The sequence below is a fragment of the Streptomyces sp. NPDC037083 genome (assembly GCF_055606485.1).
Window position 1 is genome coordinate 77,006 of the sequence record NZ_JBVJSQ010000014.1, and the last position, 15,074, is coordinate 92,079.

Here is a 15,074-nt window from a genome sequence, read left to right on the forward strand (position 1 = left end):
CCACCGGTACCTCATTGCTGGAGCAAGCAGGCGTGTCCCGCAGCACAGATTTCCCCCCTCCCTCCGACCAACGCCCCTACACCCACGAGATGGTGGTCGTCCATCGGGTCTTTCGACGCGAGTCGGCCCTCGCACCCCGACTGGTACGGGCCGTGCCGGACGGCGACACGGCACGCGCGGCACGGATCGCGGCCCACCTCGACGACTACGTGATGGGGCTGCACCATCACCATTCCCTCGAGGACGAGTTGGTCTGGCCCCTGCTGCACGCCCGAGGTGCGGGAGGCGAACTGGTCGAGCGAATGCAGGAACAGCACCAGCGGATCGACCGCACGCTGGCAGTGGTCGCCGAATGGCTCCCCGCCTGGCAGCGGGAGGCCAACCACATCGCCCGGGAGGAACTGGCCCTCGCCCTGCTCGAGCACCGCACCGTGCTGCTCGAGCACCTCGACGACGAGGAGCGGCTGGTGCTGCCCCAGGTCGCCGAACATCTGAGCGTCGCCGAGTGGGACCTGGTCGGCCAACGCGGACTGGAGGAACTGCCCAAGAAGAAGGTGCTGGTGGCGCTCGGCGCGATCCTCGAGGACGCGACGCCGCAGGAACGCGCCTACTTCCTCGGCAAGGCCCCCTTCCTCGGCCGCCTGCTGTGGAAGACCGTCGGCCGGAGGCAGTACGCCGCGTCATGCCGCGTCCTGCGCGGCGTACTGCACGAGGAGAGCGGCCCGTGACCGCGCTCGACGCTGCTCCTCTCGATGTCCTCGACGCCTACCGCACCTGCGAGTTCGTCACGCTCACCCCGGACGGCGCACCGGTGGTATGGCCCGCCGCGGTCCGCCGCCGGACTGACGGGACGCTGTTGCTGACCACGTCGCTGGCGTTCGCGCAGAAGGCGCTGAACGTGCGCCGGGACGGGCGCGTGGCCCTGCTCTACTCCGATCCCACCGGCAGCGGCCTGGACCACGCCCCCCAGATCTTCGTCAGCGGACGGGCCGTGTGCCCGGACGACGTCATGACGGGTCCCGAAGGCGCCGAGGACTACTGGCGGATGCTCTTCGAGCGGCAGCCGCACAGCCGGTCCTACCTCCTGCCGGGGGTGAGACGGTTGATGGAGTGGTACTACCTGCGCCTTCTCATCATCGTCACCCCTGAGCAGGTGATGGTCCGCCCTCCGTCGGCAACCCTGCCCCCGTCAGAGGCCGTCACCGGACCACACGGACCCGACGCCTCGCTCCTCGGCGCCGCACAACTGGCCCGCTACCCCAGCGCGGTGCTGGCCGCGCGCGACAGGACGGGAGCCCCCGTCCTCGCCCGGACCCGGCCTGTGGCGACGCCGACGGGATTCGCGGTGACGGTGCCCTCCGACTGCGCCGTCACGGCGGGCCCCGCCTCCCTGCTGGTGCACCGGCATGACGAGCGGCTCAACCACATGCAGAACACGCTCGTCCGAGGCGAGCTGGTCCAGGCCGGCGACGCCTGGCTGGTGGTCCCCCGAACAGTGGTGGAGCCGATGGGCTCCGGGCGTCCGAGCGACGCGCCGCGAGTGCTGCGTCGGACGAAACAGGCCACGGCACGCTACCTGCAACGACGTGGCCTGCAACGGCCTCGTGTGCAGTGGGAGGCCTTCCGGGCGCTGGCCGCCCCTGCACCGAAGCGAGTTGGCCGCTGAGGTCCGGTGATATGGCACCAACCAGCGCGGGTTGGATGGCCGGCGCCTGCCTGTAAAGGGGGACGGCACAGAGGTGTTGACCGGACTACCGAGCGACTCGCCGGGCCGCGGCGCATCCCCCGGTCGGTCTAGTCGGTAGATGTTGCGCATCCGAACGAGCAAGGAGCGCAGCAAAGTTGGACGATCTCTCGCGCGATGTCCGATCGATTCGCCTGCCACGTGGGGGCATGTGGCCGCGAACCCGGGCGTGGTGCCATGGCTGGTCTTCGATGAGGAGGGGCGGGCTGTCGAGCCGGTTCGCCGGTACCTGATCGATTTCGTCGCCCGGTACAACCGGCCCGGCAGCGTACGCAGCTACGCCTTCGACCTGCTGCGGTGGCTGCGCGTGGTGGATGTTCCGTGGAACCAGGCCACTCCTGCCGAAGGACGGGACTTCGCGTTGTGGCTGGGGGCGACGGTCAAGGTCCCCAATGCTGGGCGGACGATTTCCACCGCGACAGCGGGCACCATCAACCCGATCACCGAGAAGCCCTACCTGGACGACCGGTACAAGCCCCGCACCATCCGGCACAGCAACGCGGTGATCCGCAGCTTCTACACCTTCTGGATCGAGGCCGGCGAAGGCCCGCTGATCAACCCGGTGCCGCTGGCGCGCTCCGAGCGTCGCCGTCCCCACGCCCACCACAACCCCGCTCGATCCGTATCGAGGCGAGGGCCGGCTCCGATACAACCCGAAAGTCGCACGCCGCCGGCCCCGACAGATGTCGGACGAGCGGTGGAACGAGTTGTTCGCCGCGCTCCGCTCCAACCGGGACCGGGCGATCGTCGCGCTCGCCATCAGCAACGGCGCCCGTGCCTCGGAGCTCCTGGGCATGAAGGGGGTCGACGTGGACTGGGGCGACCAGCTCGTACGCGTGGTGCGCAAAGGTGCCCAGAGCGAGCAGTGGCTGCCCGCGAGCGCGGAGGCGTTCATCTGGGTCCGGCTCTATCAGAGCGAGGGCACACCGCTGGACCCGCAGGCTCCACTGTGGTGGACCCTGCGCCGACGTGATCGCGGGGCGGGACTGAACCATCAGCCGATGAACTACGAGGCCCTGCGGGCGGTGTTCCGCCGCGCCGACGCCCTGCTGGAGACGAACTGGTCCATGCATGACCTGCGGCACACCGCCGCGCTGCGCTTGGCCCGCGACAAGCGTCTTTCGCTGCGTGACGTGCAGACCATCCTTGGACACGCGCACCTGAGTACCACCGCCGACATCTACCTTCCAGCGGCGGCCCTACTGGCAGCCGCAGGTTATGAGCGAGGCCGCCGTCAAGCACAGGCTCGATCGAACGCTGGAAGCCACCGGCCTGCGCGACCAGGCAGGACAGCCGCTGACCTACACACCGCACGACTTCCGCAGGATGTTCGCCACCGAGGCCGTGACTGGCGGGCTGCCCGTCCACATCGCCGCCCGCATCCTCGGACACAAGACGCTGACCACGACTCAGGCATACCTTGCGGTCTTCCAGGACGACCTGGTGCGGACCTACCGCGGCTTCCTCGACCGGCGCCGGGCTGACCGACCTCAGGACGAGTACCGCGAGCCCATCGAGCAGGAGTGGCACGACTTCCAGCAGCACTTCGAGCTCCGCAAGGTGTCACTGGGCACCTGCGGGTGACCCTACGGAACTCCCTGCAAGCACGAGCACGCCTGCATCCGATGCCCCGTCCTCCAGTTGGATCCCCACCGGCGGCCCCGCCTCCTGGAGATCATCCAGAACCTCCGCGAGCGCATCCGCGAGGCCCGCGCCAACGGCTGGCTTGGCGAGGTCGAAGGACTTCAAGTCGGCTTTGACGCCGCGATGGCCAAGCTCAACAGCCTCAAACGGGCTCTGACCGATGGCCGGCCGCAGCTGATTGACCTTGGCATGCCGGTCTTCACCGACCACACACCACTGCTTCAGCCAGGATCGGGAGAGCCCGGATACCGCCCCTGATCCTGTCACCGAGCGAGTTCGGCTTGGCGAAGACTGCGGAACACCTCCGCGGTCGCCCATCCGCGCAGCGTGGCGTGAATCGACGAGCGGAATGCGGCCTCGGCCGTGGGGGCGTCGAGGGCCCCGGCCAGTTCGAGAGTCACAAGCCCATGCAGGGTTGCCCAGATCGACAGGGCGATCGCCGTTGCGTCGCCAGCGAGGACGGACGCCGTCAAGGCGCGATCGATCGCCGCGAGGAGCGGGCGGATCGGGTCACTGGCACCGACCTCCCCCGACGGGTCGAAGGACTGCACACCACCGAACAGCACCGTGTACAGGTGGCTGTATCCGCACCCCCAACGACGGTAGGCGACGGCCAGCGCGTAGAGGTCGGCGAGAGGGTCCGCGGAGGTTTGCACCGCCGACACGTGCTGGAACAGGCCGGCGACGGCTGTGTCGCGCACCGCACCGATCAGCCCGTCCTTACCACCGAACAAGGAGTACACCGCCGTCGTCGACGCCTCGGCGGCAGCGGCCACGGCGCGGACCGTGACCGACTCCTGCGGACGGGTGGCGAGCATCTCGGTTGCGCACTCCACAAGCCGCTCTTTGACGGCCTCGTCGTTTGTTCTCGGCCTACCCACGGCCAGCAGCCTACCCCCTCTGATAACGTCGTTTTGAAACAGTGTTCTGAAACTGTCGGAGGTCCGCCGTGCCCACGCCCGTTTTGCGCCTCGTCCGCTTCACCGGCCGCTTACTGCTGGCCCTGGCCGCCGTCGCGACGCTGGTCGTCGTCTTTCTCGCACTGATCGCCTTCATGGACGGGGCAGGTTCGGGGCTCGCCGCCTGGTTGACGACCCTCGGGGCCGGGACTGTCCTCGCGCTGTGGTGGGGTCGGCACCGCACCTGGCGGGCGCGGCTCGTGCCGTTCCTACCGGTGGTCATCGCGGCGGCGTTGACAGCGACGGTCTGCATCCCGACCGTGCCCACGGCCCGGCGATACCCGCCCGCGCTGCCGTTCGTGTCCACTCAGCACTGGAACCTGGCCACAGGCAGCCGGGTCGCGGTGTATCACTACCCGCCCGCGAACCCCGGCCCCCGGCATCCCGTCCCGTTCGTGTACCTCCACGGAGGACCCGTCCGAGGCATCTCCGTGCAAGACCACCGGTTCCTGCAACTCCTGGCACGCCAGGGCTACGACGTCTACGCCTACGAACAGGCCGGCGGCGGACGAAGCGACCTGCTCACCATGGACCAGTACACGATCTCCAGGTCGGTCCGTGACCTCGCCGCCTTCGTCGACCGCCTGGACAAGGGCAAGGTCGACATCCTCGGATTCTCCTCAGGCGGAGTCGTACTCACCCGAGCCCTGGCCGAACCTGGCGTCGCCGCACGCCTGCACCGGGCGATCATCGCCGAGCCCGGGCCCATGGACGGCCCCACCGCACACATCACCGGGCACAAGGGCCGAGCATCCGCACGGGGCCTCGCCCCGGCCCCGACCGGACCGCGATCGACGCACGTCCCCCGGTACGCCGTGGCATTCGGCCTCATGCGACTCGGACTCCTCACCCCCGACACCGGACTGATCGGACAGGCCGAAGGCGACAACGCCTTCACCGCCGCAGACCTCGGCAGCGACACCGCATCCGCCTACTGCGCGCGCGACGCGCACCGCATCCCCACCGAGGACACCGCACAGAACTTCTCCTTCAGCCCCGCTGCCAGCCTCCGTGTCCAGCAGACAGTCAAGGACTCACCCTCCATCGCCCCGCAACTGAGGCAGTCCCGGACCCCCGCGATGCTGATGATCGCCGAATGCTCCTCCCAAGTCCGTCAATGGGCGACCGCCATCCTTGGCCATGACCCCGCTATCCAGCGCACGCAGTACATGCCCGGAGTCGGACACCACATGTGGAACGGCCTGGACGACAAGAACGACCGAGCCGCCGCCGTCATCACTGCGTTCCTTCAGGACAAGCCAGCCCCCCTGCCGAACTACCCGACCCGCGACGAGATCCCTACCTTCCTGCGCGACCACAGATGAAGACGTTGTAGCCCGTCACCGGCAATGGCGGGCGAACCCTCGAAGCCGCCCGGGCCCTGCTAGAAGTACAGCCAAGGGCGATCTCTTAGTCCGGAAAAGCTCAACGGCCATGCCTGTCAGCTTCGTTGACATCCCGTCGCCGACGCCTTCACCAGCGGCGCACGACGTCGTGCGGGCGGCCACGGAAGCGCCGTGGCCGCCCGCACGTCCGCTTCACCGCCCGCCCCCGCATGGGCACCCAAGAACGGGCGGCCGACACGGACGATGAGGGAAGGTCGTCAGGCGTCCGCGATCCAACTGCCGTGCAATCCCAGCGGCACGCGGCCGGGCAGGTGGATGCGGGCCGGCGGGTGGCCGCTGAAGTCCTGGGCCGAGAGGATGAACAGGTCGGTCGCGCCGCGGTCGGGGTCGTTCACGTACGACAGGACGTAGCCGTCGTCCTCGTCCCGCGCGCCGCGCCGCGCGACGAACACAGGCTCGCTGACCGCCGCACCCTCGGGGAAGCGGTGAAGCCGGCTGCTGCCACGCAGCATGTCGTGCATGACGAGGTAATTGGTGAACTTCTCGTCCGGCGGCGCCCCGTCGACGGTTTCGTACGCGCGCCACATCTCGGCCGTGCTCGCGGTGTAGGCGTAGCGGTGTCGGCGCGCGACCAGGGCTTCGTTGATGCGGGGGACTCCTGCGGGCGGTCGTCCAGCCGGCTGCTGCGGACCCGGCCCGCGCGCGGGTCGATCGCCCAACGGTCGGGCGTCGGGGCGCCGGTGGCGGAGGGGCCGCCCATGCCGCGCCCGGCGGCGTGGAACGGGGCGGGGAACCCGCTGTACTCCACCACGACCGTGTCGTCCTGCTCGTAGGCGTTGAGGGTGTGGGAGTAGTAGACCGGGGCGATCTCGAACCAGCGTGTCGTGCCGCCGGCGCGCGGCAGCAGCCCGATGCGCACGGGGTGCCTGTCGTTCCACACGTACGGCACCACCGCGCCGGACTCCGCGGCGGCAGCGTCGAAGGTGATCGGTACGTCCACGATCACCACGTACTTCTCGGTGAGGGCGAAGTCGTGCATCATCGGCGCATCCGCGACGGGGATCCGTGTGCTCCGCGCCACCCGGCCTGTCCGGTCGATCATGATGTGCCGCACGTGGTCCCACGTGGGGTAGTAGGCGATCGCGTGCAGCTCGTCGGCCGCGGAGTCGCACTTGGTGTGTGCGGTGAACGCGCCCGTGAGGGTTGAGCGGAAGTCGTACGGGCGGACGGTGTTGAGCTCGCCGTCCAGCTCGTAGGGCAGCGGCCCGCCTTCTTGCATCGCCAGGATGCGGCCCTTGTACGGGATCACGTGCGTGTTGCAGGCGAAGTCGTCCGGCGGCGCCTGACCCGGGTAGGTCTCGCCCAGCTTCGCCGTCACCTGTGAGGACCGCACCCAGCGGTTGCGGTACCACTCCGCGCGTCCGCCGCGCAGCCGCACTCCGTGCACCATCCCGTCGCCGAGCATCCAGTGGTGGGCGCGGACGTCCTCGAGGCCCAGCGCGTTCGGGCCGGTGCGCAGGTAGCGGCCGTCCAGGTCGTGCGGAATGCGGCCGGTCACCTTGAGGTCGAAGGCGGTCAGCTCCTCGGTGACCGGTGCGAAGGCCCCTGCCAGGAACGGGGGCGAGCCGCTGTCGCCGTCCTTCCCGGCCAGAGGGCTCGCTTGTGCCGCGGCCAGGAGGAAGCCAGGACCGAGGCCGCTGCCGACCACGCTGCCCGCCGCCGCGAGCGTGGCGCCCTTGAGAACTGTCCGCCGTGTATGACTGGCCATCATGCGTCCCCGTTCCGGTGTCGGTGTCCGGCTCCTGCGGCCGGGCTCCTGATGACGGGGACGACTCTCCTGTGCGGTCGCCCGGAATGCAGTTGGCCCAACCCCCCAATCACGGGGTGGTGCCGGCAACACCCCGGGTGCCCGCGCTGCGATCCTTGCCTGCCTGCGCACTGGTCGGCTACGCGCAGTCGGGCCTCGTGACCGGTGACCCGGATCCTCCCGTGTGCCAGGAATGGTCCTCGCCGCCGCGAGGCAACGCTCCATGCCCATAAACCGTCTGGTCAAGCGAGATGGGGCTGAGTCGGAGCCCATCAGGAACGGAGCGAAGAGTGTTGATCGGCTTGCTGACCGCCGTTGCGGCATCCGTCTGTTACGGCACAGGCTCAGTCCTGCAAGCCGTCGGATCCCGCAGGTCCGCGCGGAGCGATGCGGCCACAACCGCCCGCACCCAGTACGGCGGGCCCAGCCTCTCCTCGACTGCCAAGGCGGCGATGACCTGGGAATTCGTCGTCGGCACCGTCCTGGACTTCGTGGGCTTCGCGCTGGGTGCGCTGGCCGCTCGGCTACTGCCCCTCTTCCTCTCGCAAACCGTGATCAGCGCCAACCTGATCATCACCGCCGTGCTGAGCGTCAGACTCCTCCGTATTCGGCTGACCCGCGCCGAGTGGACGTCCATCGGCGCGGTCTGCGTGGCACTCGTTCTGCTCGCCACGGCGGCGGGGGAGGAGGGAAGTGGAGACGGCGTCCCCATCTCCACGCACTGGTGGCTCCTGGCGATCTCGCTCGCTCTGATCGTGGGCGGCACGCTCGCGGTACGCCTCCTCGGTGCCCGCGCCGCGATCCTTGCCGGCCTGCTGTCCGGACTCGGATTCGGCGCGCTCGGCGTGGGTGTCCGTGTCCTGAACGGCGTCGCCCCCTTCGATCCGGCCGCGATGCTCACGGATCCTGCCCTGTACGCGATCGCGACGGCCGGCGTCGGCGGGATGTACCTGCACACCGTCGCCTTGCAGATCGGTTCGGTCAACGGGGCCACGGCGGCCCTGGTCGTCGGCGAGACCGTGCTGCCCGGCGCGATCGGCGTGCTGTGGCTTGGTGACGCCTCACGGGCCGGTCTCGCCTGGATGGCGATGCTCGGCTTCGTCCTGGCGGTGTCGGGCGCGGTCGCGGTGGCGTGGTTCGGCGGGCACGAGGCGCACCTGGAGGAGGAGCCTCAACAGGCGCCAGAACTGACTCCCGTGCGCTGAACACCCGACCTCCAGGAGGCCCCCGCGCACCTGGTGGTCCACCTGATCTGCGACGACCCTGACACTCGCAGGGTGCTCGCGAGCGGGACGTGGTCGTCCAAGCGCCGTCGCTTTCACCTGCGCTTCACCCGACCGGATCGTCCTGGATCAGCCGGGGCGAGCGGAGCGTCGGCTTCCGCAGTTGCGGAGTCTGCACGATGCGCGGACATCGCTGCTCGCGCCCAAGGAGCGTGGCTTCGGGTGGCGGCGGACGGCCTGCCTGAGCCCTGCGAGTGTCAGATCCATGATGCCTGTTCGGAGGCGGTTTGCGGTAGGACGGAGCGCACGTCCGTTCGGGCTTGTCGCAGTTGGTGGTGCGCCCGCAGACTCGTCGTCATCCACTCTCCGACGTTCGTGTCGGCATCCGTTTCCGGCTGCCGACGCGTTCGCTGTGCTGTCTCGTCGCGTGACGAGGCGGGCCGGGGGGTGAGGGAACGAAGGGGGATCGATGGATCAGGACATGGTTCTGCGGGCGAGGGTCGAGCTGCTCGGCGCCAACCGGCGGGTGGTGCGCGGCGTCGAAGGGCTGTGGATCTACCGCCTGCTGACACAGGTCGAGCCGGAGGTGTACGGGTCGAAGCTGGCGTACGTCCTGGTGGAGGCAAGCGCCTCGCCGCTGGTGCGGGAGCTGCCCGCGCAACGACTGGCCCTCCTGGACGAGGCAGTGGCGGTGGCGACGGCCCTCGACGGGGCGAATCCCTACCGGGCCAAGGTGCTTTCGAGGGCACTCGCCGCCCGGCGGGAACTTGACGGCCGACAGTCGAGGTAGCAGGAAAGGCGGAGGCCGGCGCGGCGTGCAGGACCAGGCCGGGACGCTCGGCCTGGCCCTGCAAGGCAAGAGCTACGGGGAGGGTGCAGCCACGTGCCGGGCGGCCGTGTGGTGGATGCGCGGCACCAGGTGCAGGAAGGCGGGGCCGCCGGCGTCGAGCACCACGGTCGCGCTTCTTCCCGCAGCGTGCGGCGCAACCCTCGTCGACCTCTCCCAACCCTGCTCGGCGCCCCTCACGAGCGGGTGTCAGTCAGGGCCGTCACCGCATCAGGTCTGCTGGGGGCGGACGAGCCGCGGAGCCTTTCCAGTTGCTCCGCGGCTTCGTCGTCGGGCGAGAACTCAGGAGCGCCCGGTGCCGGGCCCCGGGACAATGATCGGCATGACGTCTCTCCACGCGAACCCACTTTTCACTCGGCTTGCCGATGCCGAACGGATCCTCGTCGCGGGGGCGGGTGGCGGATTCGACATCTACTCCGGCCTTCCGCTGGCTCTGTCGCTGCTGCACCAGGGCAAGCAGGTGTATCTCGCGAACCTCTCCTTCAGCGCGCTCGAGGGTCTTCCCATCGACGACTGGGTCGCCCCCGACCTGGCCGCGATCACCCCCGACTCCGCTTTGCACCAGAGCTATTTCCCCGAGCGGACCCTCGCGCAGTGGCTGAGCCGGCACGGCTACCCGTTCACCGTGTACGCCTTCCCCCAGACCGGGGTGCGGCCGCTGCGCGCCGCCTACCAAGCGCTGATCGATCTGCACGACGTCGACGCCGTGGTGCTGGTCGACGGCGGTACGGACATCCTGATGCGCGGCGACGAAGCCGGGCTCGGCACCCCGGAGGAGGACCTGACCAGCGTTGCGGCGCTGGCCGCGCTGGACGGTGTACCGACCCGCCTCGTCGTCTCAGTCGGCTTCGGTGTGGACGCGTACCACGGCGTGAACCACGTACAGGTATTGGAGAACATCGCCGCGCTGGAGCGCGACGGCGCCTACCTCGGCGCGTTCTCCATACCGCGCGCCACTCGTGAGGGCGCTCTCTACCTCGACGCGGTGACACACGCTCAGCACCACACCCCCGAGCACCCCAGCATCGTGAACGGTTCCATCGCGGCAGCCGTGCGCGGATCCTTCGGCGACGTCCGGTTCACTGACCGCACCCGGGGCAGTGAGTTGTTCGTCAACCCGCTGATGTCCCTGTACTTCGCCTTCGATCTGCCGGGTCTGGCAGCCCGCTGCCTCTATCTGGATCGGATCGAGGACACCCACCTGATGCGCCAAGTCCACTCGCGCATAGCCGAGTTCCGCGAATCCGTCGTCACCCGCCCGCCCCGCCACTACCCGCACTAGTGACCAGGCCGACTGCGCACTGCCCCGTGACACGTGGCGGTCAGCCAGTGCGACGGGACCCCGGCGGTGGCGAGCCGGCACCTGGTTGCCGGGGGCGATGTGCGCGCCTGGACGCGCCTGATGGCGGCCGTGGTTACAGGCGTCAGCGTTCCTCGGGAAACGTGATGCGGACGCGCTGGAGGCGGCCGTTGTGCAACAGGGGACCCGCCTCCACCTCGAACGAGCGCAGCGCGTCGCCGCCGTCACCGCGCAACTCCAGGATCGTCTGCAGCACGGTGCCCTCGTCGTCGAGGAGTTCGACCCGGACCATGGCGGCCGACGCGTCCCGCAACTCACGCTCACGACGCCGCCGTACGGCGACCCACACGGCGGCGAGCAGGGCGCTCACCCCGCCCGCGGCGAGGTTCTGCCCCACGCCGGCCAGGGTGTCGACGAGCACTCCGCGCCGGCCCGTGTTCCCGATCACTCGCTGGAACGCTGGAAACGCGTCGGGCAGTGTCTCCTTGAGCTCCGCCGGTTCCAGACCGCTGTTCTCCACTTCGTACCGCATGACACCTCCGATTCAGCTGATGGCTGTCGCGTGCGCCTCGATCTAGGCGTGCATCACCCAAGGGGCGATTCCGGAAGCCGGTGCCCGGGCGTTCAGGGCCCGGACCAGGTCGGCCGGCGTGCCACGGTCGGCCAAGGTCTGGCGCATCGCCTGGACGATGAGCGGACCCCAGAGCCTGTCCTTGATCGTCCGAGTCGGCGAGATCACCAGGCGGGCTCCCGCCGCCAGGAACGAGGTCGCCGGCGGCGGGCCGCTGACCGCGCCCAGGGACGGTCCACGGCCTCCGGCGCACACGGTCAGTACCACCACCGCACGCGGATGGACCGGCAGCGCCGCGATCTCGGCGGGCAGGACCCAGCGGTCCCGCAACAGCAGAGCGGGTGTGCCGCCTAGGTGGGGCACCGCCTCGCAGTGCGTGGACAGCCACAGGAGCTCCGCCTCCGCCGCGCAGGCGCGCAGACAGTCGAAGGTGGCGTCGTCCTGGACGTGGGCGCGGACGCCGAGCAGGGCGGCGACCTCGAGTGCCTCCGCCAGCGAGCCGGGCAGGGCCTCCCCGTTCTCGGGCGCGCCGCCCATCGGATCGCCGAGTACCCGGGCGCGACGTGGCAGCGGGCGGGTCGCGGTGCCGAACCGGGGGCGGGTGCCGTGCCTGCGGACGACCACGCGGCGCTGCGCCAGGGCACGGCCGGTGGCATCGGGAATGTTCTCCACCGGGAGTGCCTGCCACGGCTCGGGCAGGCGCAGGGAGACTTCGGTCGCATCGCCCGCCGCCTCGTGCAGATGGTCCGCCAGCTGCTGTACCGCTTGGTCGGCCGACCGCGGAAGCGGCTCCGAGGGGGCGAGGCGGTGCAGGTCGGCGACGGACTGTGCGCGGGCTCGCGGCAGGGAAAAGGTGGACACGGTGATGTCGACGTCACGGGAGCGGCGGCAGCCGATCAGGTGCGCCTCCTCGGGGCCCTGGACGAGGTCGACGGTGGCCTGGTCACGGCGGGTGAACCAGGAGCGCACCTCAGCCCGTTGCCGTGCGAGGTGGGGTGCGAACAGCTGGGGCGCCGTGACCCGTGAGTCGTAAAGCCTCTTCAGGCGGCGGCCGTCCCGCTCTTCGAGCATGAGCAGGTGCATCTGTTCCAGGAGGCGGACGTCGCGAATGGGGCCCATGGCGATGGCCGTCTGCTTGCCGAACTCGATCACCGCCAGACTGATCTTCAGTCGCTGCGGTAGCCGGGCGGCGGCGCGCCCGAAGCGGCGCAGCCCTCTCTGCCTGCGGCGGTCGAGTGGGTGTGGGGGAGGGGCGTCACGGAGGCGGAAGGCAGGCCGCTTGCCGTGGACACGGACGAACTCGGCGGCCCATTGCCGCAGTTGGGCGGCGTCTGCCGCATCACCAAAGGCGAAGGCCGAGACGGCGGGCTGGAAGGTGAGCGCGAGGAGCCGGTCGATCCTGGCCTGGATGTCGCGCTGCCGGACGGGATCTCCGGCGGGCGTTCCCGCAAGGTCGTCGATGACGAGGGAGACGAGCGGTACGGGCGTGCTCGAACGCGTCACCTCCAGACCGACCTGCTCGCGGACGTGCGGGGGAACGTCCGACGACAACACCCATGCGGCCCCTGCCCAGGGCGGGATGTTCCAGCAGGTGTCGAGCATGCCGAGCAGACCCAGGACCATCAGGTTCTCGAAGACCTGGGCCTTGACGCGGTCGATGGCCCGCAGTCCGAACATGTCCGGCATCGATGAGTCGTCCCGCAGCATGTGGAACGACTCCAGCAGCACCTGGAGGGACGGAGACCAACGGGTGACGTCCCCCTTGGAGTGCAGCAACAGGTCCGGCCAGTCGTGCACGTCGCCACCGGGCTCGGTCAGCAGGCGGGCGGCGGCGCGGAAGCGGGCCGCTCCCACCTGCGGCCAGGAGTCCGGACGCAGAGATCCCTGCTCGGCGTCGGTTTCGTCTCGCTCCCCGAGAAGAGCGCCGACCATCTCGCGCTGCGCACGCACCAGATCCGTCTCCTCGACGGCGAGCGAGGCGTCGAACTGCGACCGTGCGGCGTCCAGACTGCCATTGCGGTAAAGGACATACCCGAGGTCGGCCTGCAACCCGCCCATGTACAGCGGAACCCGGGGGGCGGTCTGGGCCCAGCGGGCGAGGCTGTACGCGCCGAGCGGATCGCCGCGGCCGGCCAGATGCCGGGCCTGGGAGGAAAGGCTGACGCCCAGTTCCCGGTGGTTGCCACTGAGGAGACGGGCACACAGACCCAGCTGGTTGTGCCGGCGCACGATGGCCGTCGGAGCGCCGGCGTGCGCCGCCACGTTGGCCAGTTCGAGGTGCACGGGGGCGAGCAGGTCGTAGTCATCGGGGGCGGCCGCCTCAGCGATTTCGGACAGCGCCAAGTGGGCCGTCCAGAAGTCGCCGGTGCGGGACGCGCTCTGGGCGACGGTCAGCAACTGCCAGGGGCGGCCGCGCCAGCGCTCGGGTGCGTCGAAGACGGAACCGGGGCGCAGGGGATTGGGATCGAATTCGCGGTCCGCGGCGCCGGGCGCGGCGTCGTCCTGCGCCGCATGTGTCTCGTCCTGGTTGTAGAGGGCGAGCCGGTGGCGCTGGTGGCGGATCTCGCGCAACAAGTCGCCCTGTTCTTCCTCGGGGAGGCCGGCCGCCGCGTCCTCGGCCAGCCGGTAGTGCCCGTGGGCCTCGTCGAAGCGCCGCAGATCGCGCAGGGTGTTGGCGGTGTGGACATGGAAGGTCATGATCAGTGCGGGGGTCAGCCGGGGCAGGTGCGGTTCGAGAGTGAGGATGACGTCGAGCGACTCCTCCAGCTTGCCGTGTTCCCGAATGACGGAGGCGGCGGGAAGCGTCACCTCCGCCCGGGTGCGCTCGTCCTCGTACTCGTCGAGGATTTCCCGGTAACGGGACAGCGGCAGCGGGGCGAGATGCCAGAGCCGGTGCTCGACGACGAAGCGGATGTAGAGCTCGAAGCTCCGCAGGAGCTCCGTACGCAGCTCCTGTGGGGCGCGCGCGTAGGCGCCGGGATCCTGGGTGAGGGACAGGGCGCTCAGCGCGACGGCGCCCACGGCGAAGGCCGGATCGTCGGGGGCTGCGGTCCCGAGGTCCCGGCGGTCCACGACGCCTTCGACCAGCGCCTTGAGGTCCGTGTACCGGCGCGACTGCTGTTCGGCCTCCTCCAGAAGGGACCGGCCCACCGCGAGCGGCAACCTGGAGGAGATGTCGTCGAAGGTCTCGTCGAACCGCCGCACGAGGGCGCGCGGGAGGTGCGCCAGGTGCTCTTCGAGTTGCGTCACGGCGGCTTGGGGAGCGTCCGGCGCGCCGGTCTCGAATATGAGGTGGGAGGCCGCCTGCCAGCAGTAGGCCATCTTCTCGCCGTCGGTGAAACGGGCTGTCAATCGGGGGTAGTTGCCCACTGGTTGAGGCGCCAGATGCGGGATGCGACGGACGACGAGCCAGGTCAGGAAGACACCCAGTTCCTCCAGCCGTGCCTGCCGGTCATCCTCGTCCATCGGGTCGAGCAGGTCCGGCTCCGCGCAGATGCGCCAGGCGGTCAGCGCGGCGCGACCGAGCGCCGGCAGATCCAGGTCTGTTTCTGCTTCTGTTTCTGCGTCCGTGTCATGGTCGATGATTTGTGCTTCTTGGCGACAGGAATTGATCAGCTCGGTCAGGCCGGAATA

Annotated in this window: 11 protein-coding genes and 2 pseudogenes; 8 read left to right on the top strand and 5 right to left on the bottom strand. The window is 69.8% G+C overall.

The window, feature by feature from the left end:
- Positions 1 to 32 precede the first annotated feature (32 nt).
- From ACZ7DE_RS31670 to ACZ7DE_RS31685, 4 genes and pseudogenes are all read left to right on the top strand, one after another.
- Entirely contained in the window at positions 33 to 728 is a 696-nt protein-coding gene (locus tag ACZ7DE_RS31670; RefSeq protein WP_470767206.1) for a hemerythrin domain-containing protein, read from the top strand.
- A complete protein-coding gene (locus ACZ7DE_RS31675) occupies positions 725 to 1,666 on the top strand; it encodes a pyridoxamine 5'-phosphate oxidase family protein (RefSeq protein ID WP_470767208.1) in 942 nt (313 codons plus the stop codon). Before ACZ7DE_RS31670 ends, ACZ7DE_RS31675 begins: the two co-directional genes overlap by 4 nt.
- Positions 1,667 to 2,427: 761 nt before the next feature.
- Positions 2,428 to 2,676 (top strand): annotated as a pseudogene (locus ACZ7DE_RS31680) (tyrosine-type recombinase/integrase); the annotation flags it as partial.
- A 286-nt stretch (positions 2,677 to 2,962) separates the two neighbouring features.
- Entirely contained in the window at positions 2,963 to 3,328 is a 366-nt protein-coding gene (locus tag ACZ7DE_RS31685) for a tyrosine-type recombinase/integrase (protein ID WP_470767210.1), read from the top strand.
- Here the strand turns inward: ACZ7DE_RS31685 and ACZ7DE_RS31690 are convergent.
- A complete protein-coding gene (locus ACZ7DE_RS31690) occupies positions 3,308 to 3,598 on the bottom strand; it encodes a hypothetical protein (RefSeq protein WP_470767212.1) in 291 nt (96 codons plus the stop codon). The two genes, ACZ7DE_RS31685 and ACZ7DE_RS31690, sit on opposite strands and share 21 nt — an antisense overlap.
- A 53-nt stretch (positions 3,599 to 3,651) precedes the next feature.
- Complete coding sequence (locus ACZ7DE_RS31695) at positions 3,652 to 4,269, bottom strand: TetR/AcrR family transcriptional regulator (RefSeq protein WP_470767214.1); 618 nt, start codon at positions 4,267 to 4,269, stop codon at positions 3,652 to 3,654.
- 68 nt (positions 4,270 to 4,337) lie between these two features.
- Here ACZ7DE_RS31695 and ACZ7DE_RS31700 point away from each other — a divergent pair, with 68 nt between their 5' ends.
- The gene (locus tag ACZ7DE_RS31700; protein WP_470767215.1) at positions 4,338 to 5,672 is read left to right on the top strand and encodes an alpha/beta hydrolase; all 1,335 of its coding nucleotides are present in this window, start codon (positions 4,338 to 4,340) and stop codon (positions 5,670 to 5,672) included.
- A gap of 278 nt (positions 5,673 to 5,950) precedes the next feature.
- On the opposite strand, the pseudogene ACZ7DE_RS31705 reads toward ACZ7DE_RS31700, so the two are convergent.
- Positions 5,951 to 7,461 (bottom strand): annotated as a pseudogene (locus ACZ7DE_RS31705) (carotenoid oxygenase family protein).
- Positions 7,462 to 7,790: 329 nt separating this feature from the next.
- Between ACZ7DE_RS31705 and ACZ7DE_RS31710 the strand changes: the two are divergent.
- The 3 genes from ACZ7DE_RS31710 (at position 7,791) to ACZ7DE_RS31720 (ending at position 10,852) form a co-directional block, all read left to right on the top strand.
- Positions 7,791 to 8,705 carry a hypothetical protein gene (locus ACZ7DE_RS31710; protein ID WP_470767218.1) on the top strand — a complete coding sequence of 305 codons (915 nt, stop codon included), beginning with the start codon at positions 7,791 to 7,793 and terminating at the stop codon, positions 8,703 to 8,705.
- Positions 8,706 to 9,192: 487 nt separating this feature from the next.
- Complete coding sequence (locus ACZ7DE_RS31715) at positions 9,193 to 9,513, top strand: hypothetical protein (protein ID WP_470767220.1); 321 nt, start codon at positions 9,193 to 9,195, stop codon at positions 9,511 to 9,513.
- Positions 9,514 to 9,892: 379 nt separating this feature from the next.
- Positions 9,893 to 10,852 (top strand): DUF1152 domain-containing protein, encoded by a 960-nt coding sequence (locus ACZ7DE_RS31720; RefSeq protein WP_470767222.1) that lies wholly within the window; start codon positions 9,893 to 9,895, stop codon positions 10,850 to 10,852.
- 142 nt (positions 10,853 to 10,994) lie between these two features.
- On the opposite strand, the gene ACZ7DE_RS31725 is transcribed toward ACZ7DE_RS31720, so the two are convergent.
- Positions 10,995 to 11,402, bottom strand: a complete 408-nt coding sequence (locus tag ACZ7DE_RS31725) for a hypothetical protein (protein WP_470767224.1) — start codon at positions 11,400 to 11,402, stop codon at positions 10,995 to 10,997.
- A gap of 42 nt (positions 11,403 to 11,444) precedes the next feature.
- Entirely contained in the window at positions 11,445 to 14,906 is a 3,462-nt protein-coding gene (locus ACZ7DE_RS31730) for a hypothetical protein (RefSeq protein ID WP_470767225.1), read from the bottom strand.
- Between the last annotated feature and the right edge of the window lie 168 nt (positions 14,907 to 15,074).